Annotated in this window: 12 protein-coding genes; 7 read left to right on the top strand and 5 right to left on the bottom strand. The window is 34.4% G+C overall.

Annotated elements, in window-relative coordinates:
- The 4 genes from AC1RNE_RS15090 to AC1RNE_RS15075 form a co-directional block, all read right to left on the bottom strand.
- Positions 1 to 864, bottom strand: coding sequence for a DUF4249 domain-containing protein (locus AC1RNE_RS15090; protein ID WP_492801903.1), 864 nt, complete (start codon positions 862 to 864; stop codon positions 1 to 3).
- A gap of 59 nt (positions 865 to 923) precedes the next feature.
- Positions 924 to 3,773 (bottom strand): TonB-dependent receptor, encoded by a 2,850-nt coding sequence (locus AC1RNE_RS15085; RefSeq protein ID WP_492801901.1) that lies wholly within the window; start codon positions 3,771 to 3,773, stop codon positions 924 to 926.
- Positions 3,774 to 3,934: 161 nt separating this feature from the next.
- Positions 3,935 to 4,648 carry a LytR/AlgR family response regulator transcription factor gene (locus tag AC1RNE_RS15080; RefSeq protein ID WP_492801899.1) on the bottom strand — a complete coding sequence of 238 codons (714 nt, stop codon included), beginning with the start codon at positions 4,646 to 4,648 and terminating at the stop codon, positions 3,935 to 3,937.
- Positions 4,649 to 4,753: 105 nt separating this feature from the next.
- Positions 4,754 to 5,806 carry a sensor histidine kinase gene (locus tag AC1RNE_RS15075; protein ID WP_492801897.1) on the bottom strand — a complete coding sequence of 351 codons (1,053 nt, stop codon included), beginning with the start codon at positions 5,804 to 5,806 and terminating at the stop codon, positions 4,754 to 4,756.
- A 194-nt stretch (positions 5,807 to 6,000) separates the two neighbouring features.
- On the opposite strand from AC1RNE_RS15075, the gene AC1RNE_RS15070 reads away from it, so the two are divergent.
- A complete protein-coding gene (locus AC1RNE_RS15070) occupies positions 6,001 to 6,273 on the top strand; it encodes a YHS domain-containing protein (RefSeq protein WP_492801896.1) in 273 nt (90 codons plus the stop codon).
- 17 nt (positions 6,274 to 6,290) lie between these two features.
- Positions 6,291 to 6,512 carry a hypothetical protein gene (locus AC1RNE_RS15065; protein WP_492801895.1) on the top strand — a complete coding sequence of 74 codons (222 nt, stop codon included), beginning with the start codon at positions 6,291 to 6,293 and terminating at the stop codon, positions 6,510 to 6,512.
- A gap of 75 nt (positions 6,513 to 6,587) precedes the next feature.
- On the opposite strand, the gene AC1RNE_RS15060 is transcribed toward AC1RNE_RS15065, so the two are convergent.
- On the bottom strand, positions 6,588 to 7,778 hold the full coding sequence (locus AC1RNE_RS15060) for a Gfo/Idh/MocA family protein (RefSeq protein ID WP_492803652.1): 1,191 nt from the start codon (positions 7,776 to 7,778) through the stop codon (positions 6,588 to 6,590).
- Positions 7,779 to 8,040: 262 nt separating this feature from the next.
- Between AC1RNE_RS15060 and AC1RNE_RS15055 the strand changes: the two genes are divergently transcribed.
- The 5 genes from AC1RNE_RS15055 (at position 8,041) to AC1RNE_RS15035 (ending at position 11,707) form a co-directional block, all read left to right on the top strand.
- Complete coding sequence (locus AC1RNE_RS15055) at positions 8,041 to 9,372, top strand: MFS transporter (RefSeq protein ID WP_492801894.1); 1,332 nt, start codon at positions 8,041 to 8,043, stop codon at positions 9,370 to 9,372.
- A 217-nt stretch (positions 9,373 to 9,589) separates the two neighbouring features.
- Positions 9,590 to 10,363, top strand: a complete 774-nt coding sequence (locus tag AC1RNE_RS15050; protein ID WP_492801892.1) for an alpha/beta fold hydrolase — start codon at positions 9,590 to 9,592, stop codon at positions 10,361 to 10,363.
- Between the two features lie 136 nt (positions 10,364 to 10,499).
- Positions 10,500 to 10,979, top strand: coding sequence for a 2-C-methyl-D-erythritol 2,4-cyclodiphosphate synthase (ispF, locus tag AC1RNE_RS15045; protein ID WP_492801891.1), 480 nt, complete (start codon positions 10,500 to 10,502; stop codon positions 10,977 to 10,979).
- Positions 10,980 to 11,066: 87 nt separating this feature from the next.
- Positions 11,067 to 11,270, top strand: a complete 204-nt coding sequence (locus AC1RNE_RS15040; RefSeq protein ID WP_309912831.1) for a DUF8507 family protein — start codon at positions 11,067 to 11,069, stop codon at positions 11,268 to 11,270.
- A gap of 128 nt (positions 11,271 to 11,398) precedes the next feature.
- Positions 11,399 to 11,707, top strand: coding sequence for a PIN domain-containing protein (locus AC1RNE_RS15035; RefSeq protein ID WP_492801890.1), 309 nt, complete (start codon positions 11,399 to 11,401; stop codon positions 11,705 to 11,707).
- Positions 11,708 to 11,786 lie beyond the last annotated feature (79 nt).

Below are 11,786 nucleotides of genomic sequence, written 5' to 3'. Positions count from 1 at the left end.
TTATTTTTGTTTTACTGTAAATGCCAATGTATCTGCATTTACTCCAGTAAAGATACCTAGTCCATTTGTAATGGTGGTAGGTGGTGTACTAATATTTTGTGAAGTACTTCCTGTACTATTATACAAAGCAGCATAATCTGGGTTTACTTTCAATAATACAAGATTGTGTTTACCAAAATATTGAAACTGCTGAGAACGCAACTGTGTTGAAGTTCCTTGTACAGGCTGACTTCTGAAACGTCTTGTCAAATCATTAAAACTAGTTGTAGTTGGCAAAGTAATAATCAACACAGGGCTAGCTTCAATGTTATCCACTACCACAAAATGGTAATCGCTATTTGGGTTACTCCATGATAAATTCACATCTTCATTCCCATCTACAAAACCTCCACCAAAGCCTCCGCCAGATGATAAGTTCAGTTTAGTTCTTGCAATTGATGTAATATCCGTTTTGAAACCAACAGGTTTTGTAGGGATAATTGTACTAGCTGTTACTGCATTGCCATTATAAGTGAATGACAAATTGTAAGTAACTCCTACTTTTAATTTGACGGTTGAATCAGATTTGTATACCCCTGCACCATTAGAAGTTAATGAATAAGTATTGGTACCATCCGAAATTTTGATATTTAATCCATTAATTGGCGCCTCCGTATTTGAGGTATCTTCGTTATAAGCAATTTCTTTTTTCACAGATAAAGAAATTGGCTTACCTGCTACTAAATACGCTTCCACAACGGGTCTTGCACCACCTTCGATAAAGTTGGAATCTTTATCACAAGCCACAATCCCTAACAATGAAGCAAAGATTATAATGGCCAAAAGGTTATTTTTTGATGATATAAATTTGATATATGATTTCATTTGTCGTTTTTAATTTAGCCTCTTTGTCTTCAAGATTTACGAGACAAAGAAAATCTTATTTACTTAAACTTATAGCTAAAAGTAAGATTCGGAGTAAAGCCCAAATAATTTACATCAGTGATAGACAAGTATTTATTACCTGTAGTTTCGTCTGTAACAGTTTGGTATTTTTTGTACCAAACGTTTGTTCTTCCATAAACGTTGAATACTGAAAGACCAATACTACCATGTCCAAAATTATAGGTAGCTGATACATCTAAACGGTGTGATGCTGGTAAACGATTACCGTTAGTGATAGATGGGTCTGTAAAGTCTTTTTCTGTTCCGTCAAGTAATTTTACTGTATATCCTCCTACAATTGAAGTATAAGGTTTTCCTGAAGCATAAATCCAAGTAGCGGCTAAATCCCAACGTCCCAATTTATAAATATTGACAGACTTAAATTCATGTCTTACGTCAAAGTTTGAAGGGAATGAGTTAGCAGAAAACTGAGCAATGTATTTATCCGAATGAGCAAAAGTATAACCTACCCAACCAGTATAGTCACCGAATTTCTTCTGAACCAAAAAGTCGATACCTTTTACTTTACCAGTACCGTTAAAGAATGTTTCGTTAGCAATTAAACCACGACCAATCTGTGGTGCAAAACGAAGCGTATAACGCGTATCATTCTGAATATCTTTGTAATATCCTTCAACATCAAACAGGTAATCATTCAATTCATAACTCAACCCAAAAATATAATGTGTTGAAGAGGTAACAGGCAAGTAAGAATCATTAGCCAACACCCAGAAATTGCGGCTACCATTAGAAATATCTTCTCTTTCAACCTGCTTAGCAAATTGATAATAAACACCCCAAGCTCCTTTGAATTTCAAACGATCATTTACAGAATAAGTACCTGATAATCTTGGTTCAAAATAGTTTTTACCCGTAACATCAAAATAGTTAGCTCTGATACCTCCTTTTAAAACAAGTTTGTTATCAAATAATTTTAATTGGTCTTGCAAGTACGCTGTTAACAAACTTCCTTTATCGTTTTTAGCAATAATAACTGTCGTATCATTTTGGCTATTTGAGTATTGAATGTTCAGCCTTGTAGCTTGGATACCAAAAGCCAACTGATTGCTCTTAGAAGTGTTGTATTCAATATCAGTTTTAGCAGAAAAGTCTTTTAAGTCATTACTTTCGATAGAACCAAATTTAACTGTAGTCGTTTCATTATTTCTTACAAAAGTATTTTCACTTGTGTTATCTCTTCCACTGAAGAAGTTAGAATAACTAATCAAGGTGTTCGTATAGAATTTATCACTCCATTTTTTAGACCATTTCAAACTTGTTCCTGTATTGCCCCATTTAGAAAGGTCGGTGTTATTAAAACCACCTCCGCCACCTCCACCAAATGGTAAGCCTAAATTCTGAGAGTTATCTAAATAATCTTCTCCATTATAGATACTCAAACTTATATTTTCATTCTCTGATGGTTTAAAAGTTATTTTACCATTTAAGTCATAAAAATATGATGTAGCGGTTTGCGCACTCTGTGCACTTCTGAAACCTCCGCCAAAGCCACCGCCTTGTGTAGTGGTAGTACTTGAGTTAAAGGTATTAAAGATTTTATTATACAAAGGACCCGCCCATGAACGACGACCTGCTACTGAAAAAGTTATCTTTTTATCTTTAGTAACTGGACCTTCCGCCCATACGTTTGCACTGATTAAGCTTAAATCTCCACCGAAGTTAAATTCTCTTTTGTTACCATCTTTACTGGTAATTTCTACTACCGATGAAATTCTTCCTCCAAATTTGGCATCAAAACCACCTTTATAAAGCTGAACATCTTTGATTGGGTTTGAGTTGAAAGCCGAGAAGAATCCGTAAAGGTGATCTACATAATAAACGGTAAATCCATCATAAAGCACAAGGTTTTGATCGGGCGTACCACCACGTACATACAAACCAGAAGAAGACTGGTTGGCAGCACTAATCCCTGGCATTAATTGGAAAGAACGGAAAATATCTTTTTCTCCAACGTTTGGTAATTTAGCAATATTACGAGGAGTCATTTTAAACATACCGATGGTTTCAGCAGCTTTCAACACCTCTGTTTTTTCACCTTTTACAACTACTTCATCTAATTCTGTATTATCAGGCTCCATTTCGATGGTAATACCACTAATAGGTGCATCTGGAACAAGTTTAATTGTAGTAGTTACATAACCAATATAACTCAAAATTAACGTAGTCGTATCTGTCGGAACTTTCAAGAGTGTAAAATAACCATCCACGTTGGTTTGGGTACCCGTTTTCTTACTCTTAATCATGATATTCACGAAGGGAAGCGGCTCAGCAGAACGTGCATCAAGGATTTTACCTGTGAAGGTAAAGTCAAATTTAGTAGCTGGTTTTAACGCAACCTGACGACGAGTTGTTTGAGGAATAGCTTCAATCGCAGGGCGATTAACAGAAAGCTGAGGAGTCGTACCGTTTGTACTTGGAGCCGTGATGCCAGCATCAGCAATAGCAGGTGCGGGTACTGCCGAGTTACCACCATAATAAGTACCACTGTTATAGCTACTCTTTACATACACCTTTTGTGTTTTAGGAACAATATGCACTAATTGGTTATCATCCACATAGAATTTCAGACCCGATCCTTTTAAAAGTCCTCTCATTCCAGTTTCCAATGTCATATTATCAAACCAGTAACTTGCATATAAACCTTTAATTTTAGTGGGGTCATAAATAAATTTAGCGCCTGATTTTGCTTCTAAGTCTGCTAGAATTTCAGCTAAGGGGCGATTATTATAGAATTCATCTTTGATAGTAATCCCAGTAGTTGTTGTAACCTGCGAAAATACCTTCACTGAGAATAGTATTAAAGTGGTTAATAGAAAAAGTTTTTTCATGAAATACAGTTGGTTAATCCGAAGTACAAAGTTAGGGCAATCTTCTCATAAATTGCCACATACTTAAGAATACATCAAATAGACCTCTATTATTGTGGAATAGTTGCGTTAAAAATTGTTAAAAGCTTATGATTTGATATGAAATCGAGAAATGTGTATACTTATTGACCTATGATTTTGAAAAAGCCTTCAGAATAACTTTCGCTGATTGGAATTTGAGCATTGCCGATTTTAATCTTTAAATTTCTGATAGATTCTATTTTATCAAGTGAAACAATAAAAGATTTGTGTACTCTAAAACAATCGGGAGTAGGCAATTTCTCCTCGATGGCTTTCATCGTCATTCTTGTTACGATGGGCTTGGTGGAAGTAGAAATGTAGATTTTAATATAGTCTTTTAAACCTTCAATATATGTGATTTCTGATACCCTGATTTTTACTAGCGAATAATCTGCATTCACAAAAATGGCAGAGATTTTATCTTCATGAATTTCTTCTGCAATCTGAGGCTTATTTTTTAAAGTATATAGTTCAAAAGCTTTATTGACAGCCTTTAGAAATCTCTCAAAATCAATCGGCTTTAAGAGGTAATCTACTACATCTAATTCAAAGCCCTCTAATGCATACTGTTTATAGGCCGTTACAAAAATCACCATCGGCTTATTTTTCAGGCTATGTAAAAACTGCACACCAGTGATGCCTGGCATTTGTATATCCAAGAATATTAAGTCTATTTCTTCATTTTGCACAACTTCGATGGCATCAAAAGCATTTTTACAACGTTTTACCAATTTCAAAAATGGTACTTTGTTGATATTATCCTCAAGTAAGTCAAGGGCTAGATTTTCATCATCTACGGCAATACAATTAAGCATAAGCAATTTTATTTATTACAAGCTTTGTCCTAAAATAGGATTAAATCATGTCTTATCTAACATCAAAGATACTCTTTTTGTTGATTGTAACATTACAAAAACTAATTAAGCATCGTCATCTTTACGAATAATGATGAGTTTTATTTTGTAATAATCGGCTTCGTCTTTAATAATTAACTGATGATTCTCTGGATAAAGTAACTCTAATCTTCGTTTTACGTTGGTTAGACCAATACCCGAAGCATCATCTTTTTTTTCCTGAAATTGACGATTCACCTTATTGCTTACTTCAAATGTCAGGCTATTTTTTTCTGTAGTCAATACGATATCAATGGTTGGATTGAGAATCATGCCTACTCCATGTTTAAATGAATTCTCTACAAATGGAATCAATAACATGGGTTCTATTGTTTGATTTTTATCTAATTCACCCACCTGAAAATTAATAGCAATGTCGTCTCCAAAGCGTAATTGTTGTAGTTCAATATAAGCTCTGAGGTATTGATATTCTCTTTCTAAGGTGACCATAGCATCATCAGATTCATATAGCATATAGCGCATCAAATCTGATAGTTTTACGACTACAGGTTCTACTTTTTCTGGTTTTCTTCTTGAGAGTGAAACAATGCTATTTAATACATTAAAAATAAAATGTGGGCTAATTTGAGAGCGTAAAAAGGATAGTTCAGATTTTAGCCTTTCGTTTTCTTGCTCTTTCTTAGACTTTTCGTCTTCCATGCTATCTGATACTATTCGATACGACGTACTGATGGCAAGAAAGAAAAGTAGTTGAAAGGTAAAACCCGTTTTGGGCATTGTGCGTGCATTAAAAAAGGTGTTTTTGATAATTCCGTTTAAGAAAAACACCGCAGCTATCAAACAAACAATAGAAAGCAAATACCATCCGATTCCTTTAACTTTTAAAATCTTTGGAATCAAAAAATTACTATTCAGGTAAAAAAATGGGATATTCAATAATGTAAAGACTGCAAAAAAAATAGTAATTGATACTTTTGGTGGTGGTGGCGGACGGTGAATAATTGCCCGAGCAGGTTCAGTATTTTGTGCTTGCAGTATAAACGGTAATGCCAGCATAAAAGCCCAAAAAGCAATATGAAGAAATATAATCTGATATTTTGATAAATTATTTTTGGTCATTTTAGACATTCATTTATTAGCAATTACTTCATAAAAAAGCCTTATGAAAGAGAGACTTAGACAAATTTAATTAAAGATAAACTGTTAAAAAATATAATGGTATATTCCGTAAATTTGTGCAGACCATTAACCTTATAAAAGCGACCATTGAAAATTAGATATGCTTTTAGTAAAAACAATCATCAAATACAGCAATGAAGAAATTAATCATCACCGCAATTACTTTTTTAGCCTTTGTCCATAGTGGTTATTCACAAGAAAAGCCAGCAAAAGCTATTAAGGGACACATCAGTAAAATAAAAAAAGAGGTAGTGTTAGAAGAGGGTAAAGACCCTATTTGTAAAATGCATGTAGAAAAAGATGCCAAACATACTTCTACTTATCAAGGTAAAAAAGTAAGTTTTTGCAGTGTAGTTTGCAAGGAAATGTTTGATAAAAATCCCGAAAAATATGCTGTTAAACATTAAAAGCGATACTATTTGTTATGAAGCCCCTTGAAAAACTCAGCGCTATTTTTTTAAAGATAGATAATGCTAGAAATCCTTCAGAAATTGAAGCTTTAGGCAATGAAGTTGATATAATATTGAAAGAAAATAATGAACAACCAATAGAAGGAGTTGCTGATTTATTATTACAACGTGCTAAATTATTGAAGCAAAAAATAACATTGATGACTCATGACTTTGAGGCAAAATTGGTTCAATAAATGAATACTGATTAAAAACACCCTCCAAAAACTTTAATATTTATTTTGGAGAGTGTTTTTTATAATATAACAAAACTATACTTCCATTTTAGTCCAAACAGCTCCTCCTGCATTTGATTTCAGAACGGTGTCAATAAATACCATTCCACGCAAACCTTCTTCAATACCCATAAAATCATGGATTTCTGGGTCATATCCAGATGAACTAGCAGATTCTCCTTTTAAGCCCCCTGTGGCATTTTTCTGTGCCTCTTCTCCCCATCTTGCTCTAAGGGCATAGGTAAAGTTTCTGTAAATATTTGCAAACGTTTCGATGTATCCTTCTGGATGACCTGCTGGCTGACGAGTATGTGCCTGAGCCGCTTTTGAAAGATTACCCACACCAGTACGAAGGATTCTTGAACCATTTTCTTGATTAGTCAAAATCAAGGTATTAGGATCCATTTGTTTCCATTTCAAACCTCCGAATTCTCCATATATTCTAATGTTCAAATCGTTCTCTTCCCCGTTACAAATTTGCGAATTGTGCAATATTCCTTTTGCTCCGTTATCAAAACGTAAAAGCATATTGGCGTCATCATCTAGTTGGCGACCTTCCACAAAAATCGTTAAATCAGCACAAATCTCTGTAATTTTTAAGCCTGTGATATATTCAGCTAAATTTTCAGCATGCGTACCGATGTCTCCTACTCCACCTGCGGCACCGCTTCTTGCAGGGTCTGTTCTCCAAGCAGCCTGTTTTTGACCAGTAGCTTCAACCAATTGTGCTAACCATCCTTGTGGATATTCTACGATTACCTTACGAATTTTACCGATAGCTCCTGCTTTGATTAATTCACGAGCTTCTTTAACCATTGGATAACCCGAATAGTTATGCGTCAAAGCGTAAATCAACCCGGATTCCTCAATAATATCTTTTAATAGATAGGCTTCTTTTGAATTCAAGGTAGCTGGTTTATCAGATACCACATGAAAACCATTTTCTAATGCCATTTTAGCAGCAGGAAAATGAACATGGTTTGGGGTAACAATAGAAACGAAGTCCATTCTTTCTCCTTCAGGGAGGGCTTTTTCAGCCAAAATCATTTCTTCAAATGAACCATAAACACGGTCTGGAGAAAGATACAATGCTTCACCCGTAGCTTTTGATTTTACAGGGTCAGAACTAAACGCTCCGCAAACCAATTCAATTTCGCCATCCAATGCCGCTCCACGGCGGTGAACAGCTCCGATGAAAGCCTCTAAGCTTCCACCAATCATACCCATTCTAACTTTTCTTGCCATTTTTCGTATCAATCAGTCGGTAAGTAATTATTTTATAAATTTCATTATCACAAATTTACCGTATAGTATTTTAATTCAAATCCTTTCTTGTGATAAACTAAGTACAAAATTTCATAAAAATACTGATAAGAACTTACAGAGAATCTGGAAAAAAAATCGTTTTTTTGATAGATTTTTCTTTGATGATTTTTCACATATCTAAGATTCCAAACCAATTTAATCAATTTCCAATCCCTAATCAATTATGAATCAAACTATTAACAAGTCAAGATTATTTAACGCAAGCTGTTTTGCTTTGATAACAACGGCATTTTCATTTAGCATTCGTGCAGGTATTTTGCCTCAATTGGCAATCGATTTCAATTTATCAGGCGAGCAATTAGGTTTTATTAATTCAATGTGGTTTTTAGGCTTCCCGATTGCCATGATTGTTGGAGGATTAGTTTATCATACTTTTGGTCCTAAAAATATCATGCTGGTGGCTTTTGTGTGTCATGCTTTAGGTATTATTTTAACGTTATATCCTGGACTTCTTGGCGGATATACAGGACTTTTAGTATCAACTTTTTTAATTGGTATTGGTAATGGCTGTACAGAAGCCGCTTGTAACCCAATGATTGCTGATACTTATCAAGGTGCAGAAATGAGTACAAAATTGAACCGTTTTCACATGTGGTTTCCTGGTGGAATTGTAGTTGGTAGTTTATTGTCTTTCTTATTTACTCACGCATCACAAGGAACTTTTGTTGAGCTTGATGGCAATATTATTCAAAATGGAATTGGTATTATAGCAAATGTAATTATAAACTTATTAATTTCTTTAGGTACGGTTATTACTTTGGGTTGGAAAACACAAATCTGGTTGATTTTAATTCCAACTTTGATTTATGCTTATTTATTTTGGGGACAAACATTTCCAAAACCAAAAACTGAAGGTGCTACTTCAATTAGTAAAAACCTTCAAGCCATGGCAACACCTTTATATATTTTCATGTTTGCTTGCATGGCTATTACTGCTATCACTGAGTTTGGTCCACAACAATGGACGGGATTAATTATGAGTAAATCGGGTGCAAGTCCAATGTTAATTTTGGCTTTAGTAACGGGTTTAATGGCAGTTATTAGATATTTTGCAGGTCCTATTGTGAAAAAATTTGACCAAACGGGAGTATTGCTTGGTTCGGCTATTCTCGCCACCATCGGGATTTATTTATTAAGTACCCAAACAGGCGGAATGGCTTACGTTGCTGCTATTTTCTTTGCGATGGGGGTAGCACTGTTCTGGCCAAATATGCTTGGATTTATTGCCGAAAAAGTACCCCTTTCTGGAGCGTTGGGAATGTCAATCGTAGGAGGAGTTGGTATGTTTTCTACTTCTATTTTTCAACCAATTATTGGTCGTTGGATTGATAATTCTAAGGCTGAAAAAACGGCGGCGGGCTTAACAGGCGATGCCATGGAGTTAGCCGCAGGTCAAAGTACTTTGAGTACAATGATGATTTTTCCATTAATCCTGATTTTCGCATTCATAGGCTTATATTTCTATATGCGTAAACGTAATCCTGTACACGCATAAAAAATTTAATATTGTTAAAAAAAACAAACCCCACAAATACTTGTTATTCTGTGGGGTTTTCTTTGTCATTTTCCCGACTTTTACGTAACAATAAAAGGTTAATATTTATGCATTCATAAATTTGATACTAATGCTAAAAATCGGAAAAAGGTTACTTATTGTCTATCTCACCATTTTTGTCATTTCACAAATATTGTCTTCTTGCTTTAACTTCAAAATGAGTCAACAAGCAATAGATGCATCTTTCTCAGGTTTGAAGAATAAACCAATACAATGTCAAATTGATGTACAAGGAATAAAAATGAATTATGCTGAAATTGGGAATGATAGTCTCCCAGTAGCTTTTTTTGTACATGGTTCTCCTGGTTCATGGACAGCCTTTATTAATTTCATGAAAGACACTTCTCTCTTGAAAAAAGTAAAAATGGTTTCAGTAGATAGAATTGGTTTTGGAAATTCAGAATTTGGACAAGGCGAAAAATCATTACAAAGACAAGTAGCATTATTAAAACCGATTGTAGCACATGAAAAGCGTTTTGGGAAAAAAATCATCCTAATTGGGCATTCCTTAGGTGGCCCAATAATTGCCCGAATGGCGATGGATTATCCTGAATTGATTGATAATCTTATCATTGTAGCAGGTTCTATCTCGCCAGACTTGGAACCTAATGAGAAATGGTTTAGAATTCCGCTGACATTCAAACCTATTAGTATTTTAATTCCTGCATCTTTTCGTGCTTCTAATGATGAAATCTTATATTTGAAACCAGAATTACAAAAGATGTTACCTTTGTGGAAAAATATTCGACAGCCAGTTATTGTAATTCAGGGTGGAAAAGATATGTTGGTCAATCCAAAAAACGCTGATTTTGCTGATAAAATGTTGGTCAATTCAGCTAAAGTAGATATTGTTAGGATAGATACCATGAATCATTTTGTACCATGGTCACATCCTTTTTTAATTAAGAATGCCATTTTAAAAGAGCTGTAAAAACAGCTTTGAGCAGTGAGATTTGAGCTATGAGTTTTACTAATACTGATGGCATGACTTCAAGTCATGCCATCAGTTGTGTCTAACAAAGTCAAAAGCTCATCTCTCAAAGCTTATAGCTCAAAACTAAAAAGATATGAAATTAAGAGTAGGACAAGGCTATGATGTGCATCGCCTTGAAGAAGGAAGAGTTTTTTGGTTAGGCGGGATTATAGTTCCACATACTCACGGTGCTGTGGGGCATTCGGATGCTGATATTGTTTGCCATGTAATTTGTGATGCTTTATTGGGTGCTGCCAATATGCGAAATATCGGCTATCATTTCTCTGACAAAGACCCTCAATATAAAGGTGTTGATTCTAAAATTTTGGTAAAAAGAGTATTAGAAATGATTCGTGAAGCAGGTTGGGAAGTAAACAATCTTGATGTGACAGTGATTTTACAAGAACCCAAACTGAATCCACATATTCCAGCGATGAAAACCTGCCTAGCAGCAGTAATGAATATACCAGAAGAAGATTTAGCTATCAAGGCGACAACATCCGAACACATTGGCTTTGTAGGGCGTGGTGAAGGTATTGCAGCACAATGTGTGGCTTTGATTTGTAAGGAGTAAATTGATTTGAAACTATTAAACAGAATAAAATGCTGCCATAGACAACTATTTGTAAAAAAGTTTTATTTTAATAAAAATTAATTTACGATGACAGAATCAACAATTAAGCCTCCACTTTCAAATGTTCAATTAGAGCTATTAAAACTCTATGCAACAGGTGTATCCGATGAAACATTATTAGAATTAAAGAGAACAATGGCAAAGTTTTTCTTGGATAAAGTGCGTCAATCAGCCGATAAAATTTGGGAAGATAAAGGATACACAGATGCTCAAATGCAAGCAGTAGATTAGCAGTATGAAGGTCGTATTAGATACAAATGTAATATTAAGAGCTATCTCAAGTAAATCTGAATATGCTATGCTGATTGATGAATTGTATTTATAAAGCTACTCAGCATTGGTAAGTACAGAAATTCTACTTGGAATATGAGGAAAAAATAACGCAATTTTTCAATAAGGATGTCGCTAAAAACTTCCTTGACTTCTTAATAATCTTACCAAATGTGGAAAAACTTGAAGTCTTCTTTCAACTTAATATCATTCAGTCTGACGCTGATGATAATAAATTTGTTGATTGTGCTTTTGTTGGAAATGCCCATTATATTGTAACTGACGACAAACATTTTAATATCCTAAAAAAGCTTGACTTCCCTAAAATACCTGTAATTACTGCGGAAAATTTTAAGCAATTATTACTCTCTCTATTTCAAATATTAAGCAAAGCTTGACTTTAGCTATCAAGAGTATTCAACATGTAATAATATCATTATTACTTCGTGATTTGTATTTTTTCTTATTACTTGCAAC

Source organism: Arcicella sp. GW822-FHT02H01 (assembly GCF_058802005.1).
This window is presented reverse-complemented; position numbering and strand designations above follow the sequence as displayed.